This is a genomic window from Arthrobacter sp. ERGS1:01, from assembly GCF_001281315.1.
Taxonomy (GTDB): domain Bacteria; phylum Actinomycetota; class Actinomycetes; order Actinomycetales; family Micrococcaceae; genus Specibacter.
The window spans coordinates 2,289,968-2,309,582 of sequence record NZ_CP012479.1; the positions used below are offsets into that span (position 1 = coordinate 2,289,968).

Consider the following 19,615-nt stretch of genomic DNA (forward strand, 5'->3'; position numbering starts at 1 on the left):
AGGCTAGCCAATTCGGCACGCTTTCAGAAGGACCCGGCCTCAGGGGAACGACACCGGGGCACCGAGCCGGCCCACCACCACCGTGCCGTCCAGCTCCTCGCTGTGGCGGATTCCGGCGGAAAAACCGTGCCCCTCCATGATGGCCGCGCTGGCGTGGGATTGCCGGACGCTTGTCTCGACGAGCAGGAATCCGCCGGGCCGCAGCCAGCCGGCGGCCGCCGCGGCGATGCGCCGCTGGATGTCCAGCCCGTCGACGCCGCCGTTGAGCGCCGCGTCGGGCTCAAAGAGCCGGGCCTCGGGCGGCATGTAGGCAATCGCGTCGGTGGGCACGTACGGGGCGTTGGCGGCGATCACGTCGAAGTGCCCCCGTAACGCCGGCGGGATGGCGTCGAACAGATCGCCGCAATACGCTTTCCCGCCGTATGCCGCCAGGTTTTCGGCGGCACAGGCCACCGCCGCGGGATCGATGTCCGCCGCATGCACCACCAGGCCGTCGATGTCCCGCGCCAGGGCTGCTCCCACGGCCCCGCTGCCGCAACACAGGTCAAGCACGACGGCGGCACCCGGCGCCGCCTGCGGCAATCCTGACCGGGGTGTCCCCACCACCTCGCGAAGTATTTGGGCGGCCTCACCAACCAGGAACTCGGTGCGCAGCCGCGGCACGAACACCCCCGGCGCCACGGCCATGCGCATGCCGTGGAACTGGGCCCACCCCACAAGGTGTTCCAGGGGCAGGCCGGCCACCCGGCGGGCAAGCATGCCGTCCAGCTCGGCGGGCGACCGCGCCGCCTCGAGAAGAATGGCGGCCTCATCCTCGGCGTACACGCAGCCTGCCGTGCGCAAGGCGCGCACGATTCGTTCAAGGGGAAGATCCACAGAAGGCTCCATAGATTCCCCATGCTATGCCCGCGGATTGCCGCCGCTTGCGGCATTTACCGCGAAAACTGCATTTGGCGCCCAAAACTGCTGTCCGGCCGGCCCGGGCGGCGACAAAAGCAGTTCTCGGCAACCGTTGCAGCTTTCGCGAGACCAGTACAGCCCCTACGGCAGTGTCAGGATCACGGGGCCGTCGGCGGTGACGGCAATGGTGTGTTCACTGTGCGCCGCCCTCTTGCCCTTGGGCGTGCGCAGCGTCCAGCCGTCCGGATCGTGGCGGTAATCGTCCTTGCCGCCCAGGATGAGCATCGGCTCGATCGCGATGACCAGCCCCTCGGCCAGTTTCATGCCCCGGCCCGGACGTCCGTCATTGGGTACATGCGGATCCTCGTGCATGGCCCGGCCCACGCCGTGGCCGCCGTGGTCGGCGAGGATTCCGTAGCCGGCGCGGCGGGCCAGTTTGCCCACGGCGTGGCCGATGTCGCCCAGGGTGTTGCCCACTTTGGCCGCCGAGATGCCCCTGGCCAGTGCCGCGTCCGTTGCCTCGATGAGCGCGGCGTCTTCCGGCCGGGCCGTGCCCACCGTGAAGCTGATGGCCGAGTCCCCGCACCAGCCGTCGAGGAAGGCTCCGGCGTCAATGCTGACCAGGTCGCCGTCGGCCAGCCGGTAGTTCGTGGGGATGCCGTGCACAATGGCGTCGTTGACGCTGGCACAGATCACGCCCGGGTAGGGCGTTGGCGCCCACTTCGGGTGGTAGTTCAGGAATGCGGGCACCGCACCGGCCGCGGCAAACACGTCCGCGGCGACGGCGTCGAGCTCCTTGAGCGTGACCCCCACGCCGGCCTGCGAGCGCACCGCCTCGAGTGCCCGCGCCACGACGCGCCCGGCTTCGCGCAGTGCCGATATTTCGCTTGCCGTCTTGATCCGGCCCATGGGTGTCCCTTCGTCCCGCGTGGGGAATCCACAGTACTAAAGCGCGGGTTAAGCTGTGAGAATGCCGCACGACACCGTTGTCCCCAACGCCCCCTTCCTCGCCGCCCTGGGTCCCGCCCTGGCAGCGGCCGCCCTGCCGGAAAAGGCGGCCGGGATGGCGGCGTACATGAAGTCCGCCATGCCGTACCTGGGTGTGCCGTCCCCCACGGTTCGGAAGACCGTGCGGGGGTTGGCCAAGACCCACCCGTTCACGGATGTGGCCCAGCTCCATGCCACGGCGGCGATCCTGTGGGACGGCGCGGTGCACCGGGAGGAACGGTATTCGGCCATCATGCTCACCGATTCACGCCTGGCCCGGGGCGAGCTGGGGCTCCTCCCCTTCTACACGGCCGTCATCGAGACGGGCCAGTGGTGGGACTATGTGGACAGCGTGGCCCCACGGCTGTGCGAGCTGTTGTTGGCGCACCGGGACACCATGGATCCGTTGTTGCGCGAGTGGAGCGGGCACAGGAACTTTTGGTTCCGCAGGGCCGCGATCATCGCCCAACTGCCGGCCAAGGCCGCCACCGACACGGCCCTGCTGCGCGATGTCATGGAACCGAACCTGGCCGACACGGAATTCTTTGTGCGCAAGGCGATCGGCTGGGCGCTGCGGCAATATGCTCGGACCGACCCCGCCTGGGTGCTCAATTACGTGGCGAGCCGCGAGAGCCGACTCAGCCCGCTTTCACGCCGGGAGGCGCTCAAGCACCTGCACGGCTAGGCGTGAACCGCCGCCGTCTTCCCTGCCCCCTTCAGGGTCACAAACATGTCCCGGGATTTCTTGTCCCAGAACATGACCCAAAACGCTGCCAGCACGCCCACCACAATGGCCACCGCGCGGATGATCCCGATGGGGATCCACTGGAAGACGCTCAGCTGGTCCGTCAGGGCGATCAAGGTGAAGAAGACCGTCAGGTAGGACACCGTGCGCAGTTGCCAGCCGTCCTTCAGGCCCGTCACGGCAAAGAAGGCCAGCAGCCAGGTCATGTACCAGGGCTGGATCATGGGCGCCAGCAGCACGACGGCGGCAAACGCCCAGGCCATGCGGCGCAACACGGCCTGGCCGTACCGCTGTTCGACGTCGGGGTCCGCCATGGGTCCGGCCGGACGCACCGGCCAGAACGCAATTGCCGCGACCAAGAGGATTGAGGCGCCCTGGCCAATGGTTTGGATGACGCTGGTCACGGCCGCGCCGGCACCGCCCAGCAGCGTGACAACGAACCCGACGGTGTTGGAGAGCAGGCCCACGGGGGCGTACCAGATCCATACCGTGCCGGGCGTCTTCAAGGCCGCGAGCCAGCCGAAGCCCAGCCCGTTGACCACTCCCATGACGGCCATGACACCCATGGAGATTCCCAGGGTGGCCGCCCACAGGCCGAACTTGCGCACCCAGCCGGCCTGGGAACCGGCCCACAGCAGGCCCACGAACGGCAGCGCGATCAAGGTGATGGGCTTGATGGCCACCGACGCCGTGATGAACAGGATTCCCACGACGGGGTGCTTGACGCAGGCATAGTAGAGACCGGCCACCACCAGTCCCAGCATCAGCGAATCGTTGTGCACGCTGCCGACGAAGTTGATCAACACGGCCGGGTTCAACACCACCAGCCACAGGGTGCGGTGCGGGTTGAAACCGTGCAGCTCGGCGATTCGCGGGACATAGATGGCCAGCAGGACCACGCCCAGGAGACTGGCCAGCCGGAACGGAATCAGGGTCAGCTCGGGGCTGCCGTGCGCCAGGGCAACCGCGCCCTGTTCGATCCACAGCCAGATGGGGCCGTACGGGGTGGGGGCCTCCGTCCACAGGCCGTCCGGGCCCAACAGGAAGTAGTTGCTCAGCGCCGAGATGCCGTTGGTATACGGGTCCAGCCCCTGCTGCATGAGCCGGCCCTGGCCGATGTAGGCGTAGGAATCCCGGCTGAACAGGGGCAGTGCAAGCATCAACGGCGCCGTCCACAGGATCAGCGCCTTCCGCAGCACCGGCGTCGAACTCGCATCCCAGCCGCGCAGGTGTTGGTACAGCCGCACCCAGGCCCGGATCATCAGCAGCGCACCGAGGCACACGAGCACGGTGGAGATGATGACGGCCGCCGGGGTGGTCCTGGCGACAATGAGCAGGGTTGTCCGGATCAGGGAGGACGAGCTGGCCAGCCAGCCCACGCCGAGGGACCCCAGCAGGAGCATGACGGAACCGGCAAAGCCTTGCCACACCGCCGACTGCACGGTGCCGCGGCGCACAGGGTCCTTGGCCGACACCGGACTCCTCATCTCGTGATCAGCAATACTCGGGCTGGTCAAACGTTCTCTCCTGAACTGTCACGGGCATTCGCCTCTCACGTTTCCCCCGCGTGTGCCGGGCCACGGAAGCCGTGGTTGGATTTCCGGCTGCGCTAATATGTAAAAAGCCGAAGGACACCGTTCTTGGCATTCTACCCATTTCCGCCGAACAGTTGCCCGGGAATCGTGGCCATTGGCGGCCCCGCGCCTCCAGCGCCGCCAATGCCTGCCTCGCCAACCATGCTTGAGAAGGATCCAGCCATCTCCACGGACACATTTTTTGCCGCGCTCACCCGGTTCCGGGACCGAATCCTGCCGGCACCGGCCCAGGCCTGGCTGACGTCACCGGCCGGCCTGTGGACTGTTTTCGCCGCCGTCCACCTGTTCTTCCTGGTCTTCGCCGCCATCCTCTCCTCCCGGGGCGAGGCGTTCAGCGACACCTTCATCTACCGCAACTGGGCCGCAGTGGGCTTCGACGAAACCCGCATCACGGGTCCCAGCCCTTGGGTCTACCCCATCCTGGCCCTGGCCCCCATGGCGGTGGCCTACATGTTTGGCAGCGGGCCCTTCCTGTTCCTGTGGGTGCTGATGATCACCGTCCTGAACGCCCTTGCTGTGGCCAAACTCACCAGCTGGGGCCGGAACCGCAAGGCCATCCCGGCAGCCCTGTGGTGGATCTCGTTCACGGCTCTGCTGGGTTGGCTTGGTTTTGCCCGGGTGGACGGGTTCACTGCCCCCGTGGTCCTCATTGCGCTGTCGCTGGGCGTGTCCGCCCCGTTCCTGGCGTCCTTCATCCTCAGCGCGGCGACCTGGATGAAGGTCTGGCCGGCCGCCGTCGTGCTGGCCTTGTTCACGGTGGTCAAGGCGCGCATGCGCGTGGTGCTGGCGGGCGTGCTGGTGACCGCCGTCGTAGTCGGCATTGCGTTCTCCATGGGCTCGCTGCCCAAGCTGTTGAACTTCCTGACCCAGCAGGGCGATCGCGGCATGCAGCTCGAGGCGACGTTCACGACCCCCTGGCTGTGGATGAGCGTCTTCGGCATTGGCGGGGCGCACATGTACATGAACCAGGACATCAACTCGATGCAGGTGGATGGTCCCGGCACGGAAATCATGAGCGTGCTCATGCAGCCCCTGCTGGTGCTCGCCGCCCTGGTGGTGGCCGGGCTGATCTTCTGGGCCCTGCACACGGGCAAGCGGGTGGCCGGCGGCGTTGACCGCACCGAACTGCTGCTGCTCGGCGCACTGGCCCTGGCCACCGCGTTCGTGGTGTTCAACAAGGTCGGCTCCCCGCAGTTCATGGTGTGGCTCTCCCCCGCCGTTGCCGTGGGCCTGGCCTACAGCGCAAGGATGTGGCGGGTCCCGGCCGTCCTGCTCATCGTGATCGGCGCCCTGACCTTTGTGGTGTACCCCTTGTTCTATGACGCGCTGTCCCATAACAACCCCGTCATGGCCGGCGTCCTTTCGCTGCGCAACCTGCTGCTCGTGGTCCTCTTTGTGTGGGCCGTGCGGCAACTGTTCCTGATGGGGCGCACCTCCTCCGCCGCGGCCGCCCGTTCCCTGATCGGCACCCCGGCCGCGCCGGCCTCCGCCCCGGCGGCCCCGGCACCGGATGCCCCTGACCGCACCGCAGGCGGGGAGTCCTAAGATTTCCACGCCACTTTCCGTCAGGACGCTCCAACGCGCCACGGCCCTGCGCAACCAGTTCCTCCCGCCCAAGGTGCTGGCATGGTTCCGCACCCCCGCCAGCGTGTGGTGGGGCTTCACCGCCGTCCACCTGTACTTCCTGGCCTGGATGATGACGTTCATCGTCCACGGGGAGACCTTCAGCGACACCGCGCAATACCGCGAATGGGCGTTGCTCGGCTACAACCCGGCGCAGCTGGGCGATGCCATCAGCCCATGGGTCTACCCCGTCCTGGCCCAGCTGCCCATCTTCGCCGCCAACGTGTTTGGCCCGTCGCTGTACCTGCTGGGTTGGACGCTTATTGTCACCGCCCTGAACGCCGTGGGCATGGCGTACCTGACCCGCGGCAAGCGGGCACAAAGCGGCATTGCCCCCGCCTGGTTTTGGCTGTTCTTCACCGTTTTCATGGGATACCTCAGCTTTGCCCGGGTGGAGGGCATCACCGCGCCCATCGTGATCATCGCCCTGTTGTACGCGGCCGACCATCCCGTGGTGGCCGCCGTCCTCCTCTCCGTCGCCACCTGGATCAAGGTGTGGCCGGCCGCCGTCATCGCGCCCCTGCTCATTGCCAGCACCAAGCGGGTGCAGGTGCTGCTGGCGGGTGTCGCGGTCAGCGCCGTCGTCGCCGGTGCCACGGTTCTCAGCGGGGCCGGCTCCCACCTGCTGGAGTTTGCCGTGAACCAGGGCGAACGCGGCATGCAGCTGGAGGCCACGTTCTCCACGCCGTGGGTGTGGTTGAGCGTCTTCAATGTGGGCGGGTCCAGGATTGCCGACAACGTGGCCATCAATTCCACCGAGGTCTACGGGCCGGGCGCACCGTTGGCGGCGACGCTCATGCAGCCGCTGCTCATCCTGGCCACGGTGGCCGGGGCGGCGCTCATGATCTGGGCGCTGCGGCGCGGCGCCGAGCGCGAGGAACTGATCCTCGAAGGCTCCCTGCTGATGGTGAGCGCGTTCATCGTGTTCAACAAGGTCGGTTCCCCGCAGTTCATCATCTGGCTGGCCCCCGTGGTCGTTGCCGGGCTCACGCACCATTGGGAGCGGTGGAAGGTCCCGGCCATGCTGCTGATGGGCATCGCGTTCACCACGTTCGTCATCTACCCGCTGTTCTACACCCCGCTGATCCATGCCAACCCGATCATGGCGGCCGTGCTGACCATCCGCAACGTGCTGCTCGTGACCTTGCTGGCGTGGGCCGTGCGACGCACCGTGGAGCTTGGCCGGAAGGCCCGGCTCGCTCCCCTGCCGAGCTAGCTGCCGCCCGCTCCGGGGCAGCGCACCGTTCCGCGTTGAACCCGGTGTGGGTTTTGCGCGGAACACTGTTCCACGCAAAACCCACGGCCGGTTTGGCGTGGAACGCTTCGGCTACGCCCGCTGCGTCAGTGCGGAGCCGGTACGCGGTTGAACAGCAGCTTGCGCGTGTGCACGTCCACCACCAACAGGTACACCACGGCACCAATGGCCACCCAATAGGCCAACGACGCGGCCGCCACGGGGGTTGACACGAAATTCCAGACAAACACCTGGTCCTGGGCGCCAAACACTACGAAGAATCCCGTCACCACGTACAGGGTCTTAATCTGCCAGTTGTTGCGGATGCCCGTCACGGCCAGGAACGGCAGGAACCAGAGCACGTACCAGGGCTGGATGATCGGCGCCAGCAGCACGACGGCGGCAAACGCCAGGCCGAGCCTGCGCACCACGCGCCGGGAGTCGCCAAAGAGCACCAACCAGGCCGCTATTGCCACGCTTGCGAGGGTCAGCAAGGTCCGGAACCCGCCGGCCACGGCTCCGCCGTCCAGCCCCACCCCGTTCGCGGCCATCTCCACCAATTGCCCGAGGAACCCCGACGGCGAGTACCCGGTGTATCCGGGGGTTCCATCCAGGATGGCCCACGTCCAGCCAAATCCGAGCCCGTCGGGGATGCCGGCCAGGAACAGCAGCACCGCGGAAATGCCCGCAGTGCCCGCCCAGCAGGCAAATCGCCGCCCCCAGCCGGCCGCATGGCCCGCCCACAACAAGCCGATAAAGGGCAGCAGCACAATCGTGATGGGTTTGACGGCAATGGACGCCGTCACCAGGACGATGCCGCGCACCGGCCGCCCGCTGGCCGCATAGTAGGTGCCGGCCACGGCCAGCCCCAGCATCAAGGCGTCGTTGTGGGCACTGGCCACGAACGAAATCAGGAACAGCGGGTTGGCCGCCACAATCCACAACGCACGGGCGCCGCCAATGCCGTGGAGTTCGGCCAGTTTCGGGACGTAGATGACGCACAGGGCCACGCCGACGCAGGCGAACAGGCGGAACAACAGCACCGAAACATCCGGCTGCGCCCCGGTGATGCCCACCACGCCGCGGCTCAGCCACAAAAAGAGCGGGCCGTAGGGGGTGCGGTTTTCCGCCCAGGAGGGATCCGTGCCCAGCATGAACCAGTTACTTAGCGCCGAGATGCCCGTGGTGTAGGGGTTCATGCCCTCGGCCATCAGGCGTCCCTGGCCGGTGTAGGCGTAGACGTCGCGGGAAAAGATCGGCACCGCCAGGAACAAGGGGGCGCCCCACACCACCACCGCGCTGACCACGTGGCGCAACGCACCAGGGCCCCAGCCCGCCAACCGCTGGCCCAGCCGCAACCAGGAGCGCAGCATCACCATGGCGCCCACCGTCAGCAGGATGACGGAGACAATCACGCCGGATCCGTCCGTGCGCATCGCAATGACAATCGAATTGCGGATCAGTGGTGAGCCGTTGGCAATCCACCCCACGCCGACGGATCCGAGCAGCATCAGGACCGAGCCAAGCAATCCTTCCCAGATCGCAATCCGCGGGCGTGCGAGTTCCCGCACACGCGGAGTGGACGCACGGGGCAGGGCAGTCATCGCAGGCCTCCGGCCGTCAAAAATCAGTCAGCATCAATTGTCCCGGCCAGATGGCGGGGTACGGCGATTTTAGCAGTGCCGCCTGTGCCCGGACCGAAAGCGGTACATTGGACGGGTGCCTATTACTAATGAACGCATTGTGTGGATTGACTGTGAGATGACCGGCCTGGATGCCGTCAATGACGCCCTGATCGAGGTGGCGGTGCTGGTGACCGACTCCGAGCTGAACATTCTTGGCGAGGGCGTTGACGTGGTCATCAAGCCCTCCGGCGAGTCACTCGCGCAGATGAGCGACTTCGTGCGGAACATGCACACCTCCTCCAAGCTGATCGACGAGCTCGACGCCGGCACCACCATGGAGGACGCCCAGGAGCAGGTGCTCGCCTACATCAAGAAGTACGTGCCCCAGCCGAACAAGGCGCCCCTTGCCGGTAACTCGATCGGCACCGACAAGGTGTTCCTGGCCCGCGACATGCCCGAACTTGTCGACCACCTCCACTACCGGGTCATCGACGTCTCCACGATCAAGGAACTCTCCCGCCGCTGGTTTGCCCGTGCCTACTTCCAGTCCCCCGCCAAGACGGGCGGGCACCGCGCCCTGGGCGACATCAAGGACAGCATCAACGAGCTCCGCTACTACCGGGAAGCCGTTTTCGTGCCCGCGCCGGGACCGGATTCGGCCACCGCAAAAAAGATTGCGGCCAAGATCCAGGACTGACTTCCGCGATTTTCCAAGGATTTTCGGGGCAACAAAAAGCGATCTGAATCACTTTTTCCCAAAATGGGCCGTTTTTGGTTATGAACGCCCCGAAGATCCGGTAGAGTTTTCGTCGTTGCCAAAAGCGCAGGGCACACTTCACGGTGTGGCTGCCTGACGGTGGCGCATGGTGGGATTAGCTCAGTTGGCAGAGCGCCTGGTTGTGGTCCAGGAGGTCGCGGGTTCAACCCCCGTATCTCACCCCAAGGTGTTTCTTCAAGGAACACGAAACACCCCGGTCACTTGATCGGGGTGTTTTTCATTCCCCGCCGTTTTTGACAGAGGACTCCCCCATGACCATCCACCCCGTGACAATTTTGGGCGAACCCGTGCTGCACCGCCGGGCCGATGAAGTCACCGCCTTCGATGACGCCCTCAAATCGCTCGTGGCGGACATGTTCGAGACCATGGATGCCGCCAACGGCGTAGGCCTCGCCGCGCCGCAGATCGGCGTGGGGCTGCGGATCTTCACGTACAAGATGGAGAACGACGACGGCGTTCCCGACCGGGGCGTGCTGGTGAACCCCACGCTGACCGTGGGCAAGATCTCCGGCAAGAACCCCGACCCCGACGACGAGGTAGAGGGCTGTTTGTCCGTGCCCGGCATCGACTTCCCGCTCAAGCGCGCCGAATGGGTGCGGGTGCGCGGCTTTGACGTTGACGGCAACCCCCTGGATTTTGAAGCCACCGGCTGGTTCGCCCGGTGCATGCAGCACGAGTACGACCATCTCGACGGCAAGCTCTACGTAGACCGGCTCAACGACCGCTACGCCCGCAAGGCCAAGCGCGCCCGCAAGGAAAACGGCTGGGGCGTTCCCGGGCTGACCTGGATGCCGGGCGTGGACCCCGACCCCTTCGGCCACTAGTCCCCACTTGCCGGCCCGGAAAATCGCTGGCGCGATTTTTCGGGAACCTGGCAAGCGTGGGCCCTCCCACGCCCTCCCGCTTTTTGCCGCGCGGGGCGCGACAAAGAGCGGGTCCCTCGGGCGCGTGGGCCCAAACCCCGGCGAAACCCTGGCAAGTGAACTGGTCCCCGAATGTTGGACTTGGTAAATAAGAGTCTAGGTAGCGAGTGCCTGGGCCCGGTATTCCATCGGGCTCAGGCACTCGAGTGTTAACGAGATGCGGTCTTTGTTGTACCAGCGGATGTAGTCCTCGAGTTCAGTGATGAAGCTTTCGGGGCTGGTGTGTTCTTGGTGGTGGAACATCTCTTCTTTTAAGTGTCCGAAGAAGTTCTCCATCACTGAGTTATCCAGGCAATTGCCCTTGCGGGACATCGATTGGGTCATGCCGGCGTTGCTGAGCAGCTTCTGCCAGCTGGCGTGTTGGTACTGGAATCCTTGGTCCGAGTGCACCATTGGTGCCTCACCCGGTCCCAGAGTGCTGATCGCCTCGCTGAGCGATCGGTTGGTGAAGGCCGTGTTGGGCGACTCGGAGACCGCGAAGGAGACCACGGAGCGGTCGAACAGGTCCATGACCGGGGAGAGGTAGACCTTGCGGTCCGCGACCTTGAACTCGGTCACATCGGTCACCCACGTCAGGTTCGGTGCCGCGGTGACGAACTGGCGCTTGAGTAGGTTTTCAGCGATCTTGCCGACCTGGCCCTTGTAGGAGGAATACCTGCGGCGACTGCTGCGGACCTTGCAGACCAGATTCTCGGCGCGCATCAGCTTTAACACGGTCTTCTTCGCCACCTGCCATCCCTGGCGGCGCAGGAACGCATGGATGCGTCGGTGCCCGTAGCGGCCCTTGGCCTCGGTGAAGACCTCGTGGATCCGGGCACGGAGTTCTGCGTGCCGGTCAGGGGCCGTGAGCGCGGCCTGGCGGTGGAAGAACGTAGAGCGGGGCAGCCCGGCCGCGGCCAGGAGCAGGGGCAAGGGGTGAGAGGCCCTGAGGGCGATCACGGCGCTAACCTTCAACGCGGTGGTTGGTTCCTCAGGGCCCGTACTTTTTTTAGGTAGGCATTCTCGGCCTGCAACCGCTGGTTCTCAAGGCGCAGCTTCTCAAGCTCGCTAACCTCGGTAGGCAATTGGTCCACGGCGGTGTGTGGGCGGCCCCTCGGCCGGGGCTTGAGAGCGTCCTCACCGTCCTGGCGATACCGCCGAACCCAGCTTTGAACGAGTTTCGGCGAACTCAAGTGATACAACTGGGCCAGTTCCGTCGATGTTGCTTCAGCAGCGAGGAACTGACGAACCACCTTGATCTTGAACTCAAATGAATACGCTGGCACAGCCGGTCGTCTATCCAAAGCGGCCCTACCCCAAATCTTGAAACGTTGCTCCAAGCGCTTACAGGCATCCCTGCTGACCTGCAGCCGAGAAGAAACCGCACCATAGCCGAAGCCTTCCTCGAACAACCCTATGGCAGCAACCCGCTGCCGAGCACTCAACGAACTCCGCGAATCCATAAAAAACTCCCCGAAAGTAAGGAACCGAATTAATCAGTCCAACTTTCGGGGAGCAGTTCACAAGCGTGGGCCCACCCAGCGACTCCCCTGTCCGTCTTCGTGCCTGTCGCGTGGCCAGTGCGGCCCGGCAGGAGTATCGTGCCTCTCAAGCGTGATCCACGCCGGCAGGAGTGAGTTGACCTGCCGAATGCGCGGACAATCGGTGAGGGGAAATCATGGCCACCACGAAAGACCAGGGCGCAAGTACCGGAATCCCGCGGAAAGTCGTTGGCTTGGCCGTGGCAGGGGCCGTGGGCGGATTTCTCTTCGGCTTTGACTCCTCCGTGGTCAACGGTGCCGTTGACGCCATCCAGGGCCAATTCAAGCTCGGCGACGCGCTGACCGGCTTCGCAGTCGCCGTCGCCCTGCTAGGTTGCGCGGTCGGCGCCTATATGGCGGGAAAGATCGCCGACGCCAAGGGCCGCCTGCCCGCCATGAAGCTCGGCGCCCTGCTGTTCCTGGTCAGCGCCATCGGCACCGGGCTGGCATTCAACGTGCTCGACCTGATCTTCTGGCGCCTCGTTGGCGGGCTTGGCATCGGCCTGGCCTCGGTGATCGCCCCCGCCTACATTTCCGAAATCTCCCCGCGCCGCCACCGCGGTCGACTCGCCTCACTGCAACAATTGGCGATCACGGTGGGCATCTTCGCCGCCCTGCTCTCCGACGCCTTGTTTGCCAACGCCGCGGGCAGCGCCGTCAAGGAATTGTGGTTTGGCTTGCCCGCCTGGCGCTGGATGTTCCTGGCCGGCGCCATCCCGGCGATCGCCTACGGCTGGATCGCGTTCGTCCTGCCCGAGTCGCCCCGTTTCCTGGTGCTGAAGGGCAAGGAGGAGGAAGCCGCCAAGGTTTTCGCGACGATTGCCCCCGACGACGACATTGAGCGCAGCATCCGCGAAATCAAGGAGGCGGTCAAGGAGGATTCGCTCTCCGCCAAGAAAGGCTCGCTGCGCGGCAAACGCCTGGGCCTGCTGCCGGTGGTGTGGATCGGCATCATCCTCTCGGTCCTCCAGCAGTTCGTGGGCATCAACGTCATCTTCTACTACTCCACCACCCTGTGGCGGGCCGTTGGCTTCCAGGAAAAGGATTCGCTGACCATCTCCGTCGTCACCGCGATAGTGAACATCCTTGTCACCCTGGTGGCCATTGCGCTCGTGGACAGGATCGGCCGCCGCCCCATCCTGCTCACCGGATCCATCGGCATGGCCGTGTCCCTGGGCGTCATGGCCCTGGCGTTCGCCTCGTCCACGGGATCCGGCAAGGACGTCAGCCTGCCTGGCGCCTGGGGCCCCGTGGCCCTCGTGGCGGCCAATGTCTTCGTCATCAGCTTTGGCGCCTCCTGGGGTCCCCTCGTCTGGGTGCTCCTGGGTGAGATCTTCCCGTCCCGCATCCGCGCCCGCGCCCTGGGCTTGGCGGCCGCCGCCCAATGGATCGCGAACTTCCTGATCACGCTCAGCTTCCCCATCATGGCCGCGGCGTCCCTGCCGCTGACGTACGGCATGTACGCGCTGTTTGCGGCGGCGTCGTTCTTCTTCGTCATGTTCAAGGTCCCGGAAACCAACGGCATGTCCCTGGAGCAGGCCGAGACGTTGTTCGTGAAGAAGGTCAAGCCCGCCAAGTAGCCGGACCTCATGGTGGTAGGTAGTTCGCTAAGCTGGTTTGATGATCCCGCACACGGCCGTGAGCCATGAGTTGACCCTTGACTACCTCGACGTTGCCCCAGAGGACAGGGCCGGATGCCTGCCGCTGCTGGAGGGGCCCATCAGCCCCACGGCGGCCGTGGTCCAGGATTACCTGGCAGCCCGGCTGGGCAGCCCCGACGACTCCGTGCCGGAGCTGGGCACCGCCACGCTTCCCGTCACGGAACGGGACTGGCTGGCGGCCATGCTCCGGTTTGTGCCGGCCCTGCTGGAATGGCATGCCCGCAAGGACATTCCCGACGCCGTCACCCGGGACACGCTGGCGGACTTCGGCCGCCAAATGGCCATCAACCGTCGAGTGCACGGCAGCTTCGGCATGGACACGTACAAGTGGCTCACCCATGTTTTCGCCGGCAGGATCTTCCAGCTGGGGCGCCTGCAATACCTGATCCACCAGCCCGCCGCCGCCATTCCGGGCGTGTCCGACGGCGAGTGGATCCTGGGCGTCCACATCCCCGAAGGCGGCGGCCTCAGCACGGTCGCGGTGGCCGAGAGCCTGGCGGCGGCAGTGCCGTTCTTCGCCACGCATTTCCCGGACCAGCCTGTGGCGACCGCCAACTGTGAGTCCTGGCTGCTGGACCCGTACCTTGCCGCCAACATTGACGAGTGGTCCAACATCCACCGCTTCGCCGCCCTCTTCACCCCCTACGGCGAACCGCGCGACGAACCAAGCGACGCCGTGTACTTCACGTTCCGCACACGCAGCATGGACCACCTGGACGAACTGCCTCGCGCAACAGCCCTTCAGCGGTTGGTCCTTGACCGTATCGCGGCCGGGGGCACCTGGCAGCTGGGCTTCGGCTACCTGGTGCTTCCCCGCTAACCCGGGCGCCGCCGTCGTCCGTCGCCGGTGCACCGCGGGCCGGGCAAGGCTGCGGTAAACTTGGGAGTTGCTGTTTAGACCCAGCCACGAAAAACCTACGCCGCCAGAAAGCAGTCTTGTGTCCACTCCGGTCCAGTCCCCCGCCCGCGCCACCGAAATCACCGGCCAGGCGGGCCGGCGTCGCACCTTCGCCGTCATCTCCCACCCGGATGCCGGCAAGTCGACCCTGACCGAGGCCCTGGCCCTGCACGCCAAGGTCATCGGCACGGCGGGCGCCACGAACGGCAAGTCCAACCGCAAGGACACGGTCTCCGACTGGCAGCAGATGGAAAAGGACCGCGGCATCTCCATCAGCTCCGCGGCCCTGCAGTTCTCCTACCGGGACACCGTCATCAACCTCCTCGACACCCCGGGCCACGCGGACTTCTCCGAGGACACGTACCGGGTGCTGGCCGCCGTCGACTGCGCCGTCATGTTGGTGGATGCCGGTAAGGGCCTGGAAACGCAGACCATGAAGCTCTTCGAGGTGTGCCGCCAGCGCAACCTTCCCATCATCACGGTCATCAACAAGTGGGACCGGCCCGGCCTGGACCCGCTGGAACTGATGGACGAGATCACCGAACGCACCGGCCTGACGCCCATGCCGCTGACCTGGGCCATCGGCATTGCCGGCGACTTCCGCGGCGTCTGGGATATCCAGCGCAACGAATTCGCCAAGTTTGCCCGCAACAGCTCCGGCGCCCACATTGCGCTGACCGAATACCTCACGCCGGAGCAGGCAGCCGAGTCCGAAGGCGTTGCCTGGGACGATTCCATCGACGAGGCCTCCCTGGTGGTCGACGCCGATGCCCCCCTCGACCTGGAAGCCTTCTACGCCGGCAAGGCCACCCCGCTGTTGTTCTCCTCCGCTGCGCTGAACTTTGGCGTCAAGCAGATCCTGGACACGCTGGTGGACTATGCTCCCCCGGCGGCGCCGCGGCCCGACGTCACGGGCGGCACCCGCCCCGTGGAGGCCCCGTTCTCGGGCTTCGTGTTCAAGGTCCAGGCCGGCATGAACCAGGCCCACCGCGACCACGTGGCGTTCATCCGCGTGTGCTCGGGCATGTTTGAACGCGGCATGGTGGTCACCCAGGGCCGCACCGGCAAGTCCTTTGCCACCAAGTACGCCCAGCAGGTCTTTGGCCGCGAACGTGAAGTCATCGACACTGCGTTCCCGGGCGACGTCGTCGGCCTCGTCAATGCCTCGGCCCTGCGCGTGGGCGACAGCCTGTTCGTGGAGGAGCCGGTGGAATACCCGGCCATCCCCTTGTTCGCGCCCGAGCACTTCCAGGTGGCCCGCTCCAAGGACCCCAGCAAGTACAAGCAATTCCGCCGCGGCATCGAGCAGCTCGAGCACGAGGGCGTCATCCAGGTGCTGCGCTCGGACCTGCGCGGAGACCAGGCGCCCGTGCTGGCCGCCGTCGGACCCATGCAGTTCGAGGTGGTCGAGGACCGCATGCACCACGACTTCAACGCCCCCATGCGCCTGGAGCGGTTGCCCTACTCCCTGGCCCGGCTGACGACACCGGACGCCGCCGCCACGCTGAGCACCGTCCACGGCGCCGAGGTGCTTGAGCGCAGCGACGGGGAATTCCTGGCGTTGTTCAACGACATCTGGGCCATGCGCCGGGTTGAAAAGAACTACCCGGACCTGCCGTTGACCGAAATCGGGACCGCGCGGGACTAGTTTTCCCGCACGACCCGTTGCAGGTCCTCGGCGGCCAGGTCACGCAGTTCATGGAGCTGGTCCATGCGCGCCTGGGTGATGAAACCGTCGCGCAGATCGTTGGTGGCGCGGGTCAGCTGGCGGTTGGCCTCGTCCAGGTTGTCTTGGGCTAGTTTTACCGGGTTATTGAACTCTGTTTCACTCATAGCGGCATCATTGCACCAATTGGGTGCCCCCGCCAATACCTGCCCACGGTGGCATGCAGCGTGTCAGGGATTGGCGCCTAGTTCAGGTACCCGGAGGGCAGCGCCCGCTGTCCGGGACAGGCCCCGAGCACCCGTTTCATGGCCTCCTTTTCCGCCGGCGCCAGCCACAGCCGGTACGCGGCCTTCACGGAAATCTGCCGGGCCACGTACTGGCAGCGGAACTTCTTCGCCGGCGGCAGCCAGCTTGCGGCGTCGGAATCGGATTTCTCCTGGTTGGCCGGGCCGTCAACGGCGAGCAGGTTCAACGGATCGTTGGCGAGGCTTTGGCGCTGGACGGCGGTGAGGGCCTGCGCCCCGGTTTGCCAGGCGTTGCCCAGGGCCACCACGTGGTCAATCTGCACCGCGGCGCTCGTGTCCGCACCCCGGGCAAACTTCACGATCTTCCCGGTGTATGGTTCGTGCAGGGTGCCCGCCTCCACCAGGCACTCCGATCCGGCCTTGTAGGTGATGTCCGTGAGGTCGCGGCGCAGGATGTCGTTGCGGGTGTCGCAGCCGTTGGCGTCCGCATCGAGCCAGGCCTCCCCGAAGACGGTGCGGTCGTAACCGGTGGCCGGGGCCTTGCCCTTGACCGGCAGCGTGTCCAGGACGGCCAGGGCCGTGGCCGGACCCACGACGACGGCCGGCTTGCCCAGCCCGGGCGGCGGGGTGCTTTCCACGGGAGGCGGACCGGCGTCGGCCTCGAACGGCCACCGTCCGCTGGCGTTCAGCCAGCCGGCCACCAGGCACAACAGCAGCACGCCGAGGACCGCGATAGCCGCCAGGAGGCCGCGCACCGTGCCGCGGCCGCCTTTTCCCGATGACCGCGGGACGGCGCGGGTCGGCGGGTCGTGATGCCGTGTTTGCACCGCATGCCGTGACATGGCCGTCCTCTCCCCGGGCCCGCGGCCGGGTCCGGATCACCATGGTTCCACTCTAGGCAGTCGGGCGGAATCGTGCCGCCGGTTATCCACACCCCGGTCTGTGTTGCAGTTATTCGACGAAAATGCCATGGGAAAGCGCATTCCGGTCCATCGTGTGCAACACAGATTCCAGGGGTTTAGGCGTGCAGCGCCTTGTACATGGTGTGCAGGCCCACGGGGCCGAGGACGGGGTGGAGGAACGCACCGGGAATGGTGGTCATGATGCCAAAGCCGAGCGACTCCCACAGGTACACGGCGCCCGTGTTGGATTCGACGACGGCGTTGAACACCATGGCTGCGTAGTCATCGGCGAATGCCGCATTCAGCACGTGGTGCGCCAGGAGCCGGCCATAACCCTTTCCTTCGTGGTCCGGATGAACGGCGAAGGACGCGTTGGCAATGTGGCTGCCGGCGCCGGGAAAATTGGGGTGCAGCTGTGCACTGGCGACGATCATCGGAGCCGAAGTCCCGCCGGTCTCCTCCGTGACGACGAAGGTGCGGGTCGGGCGGGCCGGGGTTGCGGCGTCGTTCTCGGAAACGGCAGCATCCGCGGGCATCCAGGCCGTGCGGATGGTGTCCTGGTGCGCGTCCCGGGGGAAGGTGTAGGTCTCCCCGGCGCGGATGATCGGTTCGAGGACGGCCCAGATTCCCGGCCAGTCGGCGGTGGTTGCCTCACGTATCAACATGCCCGCCAGTCTACGCACAGCCTGGGCGCACGTCAGTTGCGGCCGTCACACGGCGCAGCGCGGCTGCGGCGGCCCGGGCAATGAAAATCGGCTTGGCCCTGGTGGGCCAAGCCGATTCGTCAGACAAGGAACCATCTACTTCACTACGGACAGGGTCTGCGCCAAAACCTTAGCTTGCTCTTTGGACCAAACCCTGGTGACGGTCGACTTCTTCGTTATTGTCGTCTTGTAAACCTTGCGTTCCAAGGGATACACATTCGTGGTGAACCGTGATCCAAGGATCGGGCGGATGTTCGGTTCTTCCGGAAACGAATCACCCCAAATCATTTGGCCGGCAACGTACCAGTTGTTGTCCGTATACGGGAAATACCCGGCTCGGGCCTTGTAGACACCATCGAACGCACCGGTGCATTCCAGGAACAGCAAGTCAACGTCGTACCCTTCGGTGTAGTGGGGTTCAACCTTGACAACCTTGCAGTTCATTTTGACGAGCTTGCTGCCGTTCGACACCAGCGTTGTCGACTTGACGTCCCTGGTCGTCGTCTTGTTGGTCCAGGTTTTGAATTTTGCCGTGGTGGTGACCTGATATTTACCTGCCGCCAGGCTGGCCGAGGGCACGTTTTTCGCCACGATCCGGCTACCTTGCTTCACGGTGATCCTGGAAGACGCGATCTGAACCTGACCGGACGACTTGACGACCGGCTTGACCACAGCCCGCTTGGTCTTCTTGTCCACCTTGATGGTCGGGATCTTATTGATTGCGACTTTCGTCACTACTGGCTTGGTGGCCTGCGCCGCTGCCATCGGCGATGCCGTCGTGAACGGTGCAGCGTTCGCTGTCAGACTGCCGGAAACGGCGAGCCCGGCTGCCATGGTTAGCGCCATAAGCGGCACAAAAATGCGTCGAGACATTGTTCCCCCAAAGGAATAATATGCGTGAGATGAAGCACAAGAATAACAGCCAGGATGTCCCCGATCGCATTCCTGTTGCGCGCCTGACAATTAGATGGCACGCATACGACTTCCCGAAAATCTGGGCCACTTGCAGCCAATACTGCGGCCACGACGCCTTTCCTTACCAGCCACCAATAGCCGGGGAGTATTCAGGGAGTTTCAACCCTGAAGGTGTCCTCAAAACCCCAAAAAGATAGGAAAGCTCCCTAGTAGCAATTTGAGGGTATTCGGCACAAAAATGGCGCCTAAACCCCTGAAATTCAGGGGCAAAGACGCCATTTTGTGGATAGGGCAGCCTGTACGCCGGGTTTTGTCATCCGCAGCCGTTACCCGCTGCGGAGAGGCAACCATCCATCTACGAACGCCGTTGCCGACGCCCTCTAGCAGCCTACCCAGGCACTCGGGCGAACAGCCCTCAGTCATGCCCTGTCTGGCCTTGCTCCGGGTGGGGTTTACCGAGCTTCCCCAGTCACCTGGGGAACTGGTGGTCTCTTACACCACCGTTTCACCCTTACCTGCGCGGCCTTGCGGCCGGCGGGCGGTCTATTCTCTGTGGCACTTTCCTGCGGGTTGCCCCGAGTGGGCGTTACCCACCACCCCGTTCTGTGGAGCCCGGACGTTCCTCGAATCACTTGCGCGACTCGCGGTTGCCCAGCTGCCCTATCCAGCTACCTAGTGTACCGTCCGGAAGGAA

General features: G+C 65.2%; 17 protein-coding genes, 1 tRNA gene and 1 other RNA gene. 9 read left to right on the forward strand and 10 right to left on the reverse strand.

The annotated features are described in order from the left end of the window. Nucleotides 1-39: 39 nt before the first annotated feature. Together AL755_RS14325 and map are read right to left on the reverse strand one after the other, a co-directional pair. Nucleotides 40-876, reverse strand: a complete 837-nt coding sequence (locus AL755_RS14325; protein WP_237762489.1) for a putative protein N(5)-glutamine methyltransferase — start codon at nucleotides 874-876, stop codon at nucleotides 40-42. A gap of 165 nt (nucleotides 877-1,041) precedes the next feature. Continuing rightward, nucleotides 1,042-1,809, reverse strand: coding sequence for a type I methionyl aminopeptidase (gene map / locus AL755_RS14330; RefSeq protein WP_054011592.1), 768 nt, complete (start codon nucleotides 1,807-1,809; stop codon nucleotides 1,042-1,044). Nucleotides 1,810-1,870: 61 nt separating this feature from the next. Between map and AL755_RS14335 the strand changes: the two genes are divergently transcribed. Continuing rightward, nucleotides 1,871-2,572 (forward strand): DNA alkylation repair protein, encoded by a 702-nt coding sequence (locus AL755_RS14335; RefSeq protein ID WP_054011593.1) that lies wholly within the window; start codon nucleotides 1,871-1,873, stop codon nucleotides 2,570-2,572. Here the strand turns inward: AL755_RS14335 and mptB (AL755_RS14340) are convergent. After that, complete coding sequence (gene mptB, locus AL755_RS14340; RefSeq protein ID WP_082369319.1) at nucleotides 2,569-4,119, reverse strand: polyprenol phosphomannose-dependent alpha 1,6 mannosyltransferase MptB; 1,551 nt, start codon at nucleotides 4,117-4,119, stop codon at nucleotides 2,569-2,571. The genes AL755_RS14335 and mptB (AL755_RS14340) overlap by 4 nt on opposite strands. A gap of 249 nt (nucleotides 4,120-4,368) precedes the next feature. Here mptB (AL755_RS14340) and AL755_RS14345 point away from each other — a divergent pair, with 249 nt between their 5' ends. Further along, nucleotides 4,369-5,772, forward strand: a complete 1,404-nt coding sequence (locus AL755_RS14345) for a glycosyltransferase 87 family protein (protein WP_082369320.1) — start codon at nucleotides 4,369-4,371, stop codon at nucleotides 5,770-5,772. Further along, a complete protein-coding gene (locus AL755_RS14350) occupies nucleotides 5,738-7,066 on the forward strand; it encodes a glycosyltransferase 87 family protein (RefSeq protein ID WP_082369581.1) in 1,329 nt (442 codons plus the stop codon). The genes AL755_RS14345 and AL755_RS14350 overlap by 35 nt, the downstream gene beginning before the upstream one ends. Before the next feature lie 125 nt (nucleotides 7,067-7,191). On the opposite strand, the gene mptB (AL755_RS14355) is transcribed toward AL755_RS14350, so the two are convergent. Then, on the reverse strand, nucleotides 7,192-8,688 hold the full coding sequence (mptB, locus tag AL755_RS14355; protein WP_054011595.1) for a polyprenol phosphomannose-dependent alpha 1,6 mannosyltransferase MptB: 1,497 nt from the start codon (nucleotides 8,686-8,688) through the stop codon (nucleotides 7,192-7,194). Nucleotides 8,689-8,803: 115 nt separating this feature from the next. On the opposite strand from mptB (AL755_RS14355), the gene orn reads away from it, so the two are divergent. The 3 genes from orn (at nucleotide 8,804) to def (ending at nucleotide 10,311) form a co-directional block, all read left to right on the forward strand. After that, on the forward strand, nucleotides 8,804-9,406 hold the full coding sequence (gene orn / locus AL755_RS14360) for an oligoribonuclease (RefSeq protein WP_082369321.1): 603 nt from the start codon (nucleotides 8,804-8,806) through the stop codon (nucleotides 9,404-9,406). Between the two features lie 169 nt (nucleotides 9,407-9,575). Beyond that, nucleotides 9,576-9,651, forward strand: a tRNA-His gene (locus AL755_RS14365). Nucleotides 9,652-9,738: 87 nt separating this feature from the next. Continuing rightward, a complete protein-coding gene (gene def / locus AL755_RS14370; RefSeq protein WP_054011597.1) occupies nucleotides 9,739-10,311 on the forward strand; it encodes a peptide deformylase in 573 nt (190 codons plus the stop codon). A 195-nt stretch (nucleotides 10,312-10,506) separates the two neighbouring features. On the opposite strand, the gene AL755_RS24665 is transcribed toward def, so the two are convergent. After that, a protein-coding gene (locus AL755_RS24665; protein WP_445290508.1) for an IS3 family transposase occupies nucleotides 10,507-11,807 on the reverse strand; the annotation gives its coding sequence in 2 pieces (ribosomal slippage) (nucleotides 10,507-11,390 and nucleotides 11,390-11,807; 1,302 coding nt in all). A gap of 260 nt (nucleotides 11,808-12,067) precedes the next feature. On the opposite strand from AL755_RS24665, the gene AL755_RS14385 reads away from it, so the two are divergent. From AL755_RS14385 to AL755_RS14395, 3 genes are all read left to right on the forward strand, one after another. After that, nucleotides 12,068-13,510 carry a sugar porter family MFS transporter gene (locus AL755_RS14385; protein ID WP_054011598.1) on the forward strand — a complete coding sequence of 481 codons (1,443 nt, stop codon included), beginning with the start codon at nucleotides 12,068-12,070 and terminating at the stop codon, nucleotides 13,508-13,510. A 40-nt stretch (nucleotides 13,511-13,550) separates the two neighbouring features. Then, the gene (locus AL755_RS14390) at nucleotides 13,551-14,411 is read left to right on the forward strand and encodes an acyltransferase domain-containing protein (RefSeq protein ID WP_054011599.1); all 861 of its coding nucleotides are present in this window, start codon (nucleotides 13,551-13,553) and stop codon (nucleotides 14,409-14,411) included. Between the two features lie 118 nt (nucleotides 14,412-14,529). Next, the gene (locus AL755_RS14395; protein ID WP_054011600.1) at nucleotides 14,530-16,137 is read left to right on the forward strand and encodes a peptide chain release factor 3; all 1,608 of its coding nucleotides are present in this window, start codon (nucleotides 14,530-14,532) and stop codon (nucleotides 16,135-16,137) included. On the opposite strand, the gene AL755_RS14400 is transcribed toward AL755_RS14395, so the two are convergent. The 5 genes from AL755_RS14400 to rnpB form a co-directional block, all read right to left on the reverse strand. Next, a complete protein-coding gene (locus tag AL755_RS14400; protein WP_054011601.1) occupies nucleotides 16,134-16,322 on the reverse strand; it encodes a hypothetical protein in 189 nt (62 codons plus the stop codon). The genes AL755_RS14395 and AL755_RS14400 overlap by 4 nt on opposite strands. 77 nt (nucleotides 16,323-16,399) lie before the next feature. Then, nucleotides 16,400-17,242 (reverse strand): HNH endonuclease family protein, encoded by an 843-nt coding sequence (locus AL755_RS14405; protein ID WP_082369322.1) that lies wholly within the window; start codon nucleotides 17,240-17,242, stop codon nucleotides 16,400-16,402. A gap of 176 nt (nucleotides 17,243-17,418) precedes the next feature. Further along, entirely contained in the window at nucleotides 17,419-17,967 is a 549-nt protein-coding gene (locus AL755_RS14410; protein WP_054011603.1) for a GNAT family N-acetyltransferase, read from the reverse strand. 135 nt (nucleotides 17,968-18,102) lie between these two features. Next, the gene (locus AL755_RS14415) at nucleotides 18,103-18,840 is read right to left on the reverse strand and encodes a hypothetical protein (RefSeq protein ID WP_054011604.1); all 738 of its coding nucleotides are present in this window, start codon (nucleotides 18,838-18,840) and stop codon (nucleotides 18,103-18,105) included. Nucleotides 18,841-19,204: 364 nt separating this feature from the next. Continuing rightward, an RNA gene (gene rnpB, locus AL755_RS22100) (RNase P RNA component class A) lies at nucleotides 19,205-19,584 on the reverse strand. Nucleotides 19,585-19,615 lie beyond the last annotated feature (31 nt).

Coding starts and splice junctions, on each gene's coding strand:
- AL755_RS14345 (WP_082369320.1), top strand. CDS start 4,369: ATGCTTGAGAAGGATCCAGCCATCTCCACGGACACATTTTTTGCCGCG.
- AL755_RS14415 (WP_054011604.1), bottom strand. CDS start 18,840: ATGGCAGCCGGGCTCGCCGTTTCCGGCAGTCTGACAGCGAACGCTGCA.
- AL755_RS14385 (WP_054011598.1), top strand. CDS start 12,068: ATGGCCACCACGAAAGACCAGGGCGCAAGTACCGGAATCCCGCGGAAA.
- AL755_RS14405 (WP_082369322.1), bottom strand. CDS start 17,242: ATGTCACGGCATGCGGTGCAAACACGGCATCACGACCCGCCGACCCGC.
- def (WP_054011597.1), top strand. CDS start 9,739: ATGACCATCCACCCCGTGACAATTTTGGGCGAACCCGTGCTGCACCGC.
- mptB (WP_082369319.1), bottom strand. CDS start 4,119: ATGAGGAGTCCGGTGTCGGCCAAGGACCCTGTGCGCCGCGGCACCGTG.
- mptB (WP_054011595.1), bottom strand. CDS start 8,688: ATGACTGCCCTGCCCCGTGCGTCCACTCCGCGTGTGCGGGAACTCGCA.
- map (WP_054011592.1), bottom strand. CDS start 1,809: ATGGGCCGGATCAAGACGGCAAGCGAAATATCGGCACTGCGCGAAGCC.
- AL755_RS14390 (WP_054011599.1), top strand. CDS start 13,551: ATGATCCCGCACACGGCCGTGAGCCATGAGTTGACCCTTGACTACCTC.
- AL755_RS14400 (WP_054011601.1), bottom strand. CDS start 16,322: ATGAGTGAAACAGAGTTCAATAACCCGGTAAAACTAGCCCAAGACAAC.
- AL755_RS14350 (WP_082369581.1), top strand. CDS start 5,738: ATGCCCCTGACCGCACCGCAGGCGGGGAGTCCTAAGATTTCCACGCCA.
- AL755_RS14410 (WP_054011603.1), bottom strand. CDS start 17,967: ATGTTGATACGTGAGGCAACCACCGCCGACTGGCCGGGAATCTGGGCC.
- AL755_RS14335 (WP_054011593.1), top strand. CDS start 1,871: ATGCCGCACGACACCGTTGTCCCCAACGCCCCCTTCCTCGCCGCCCTG.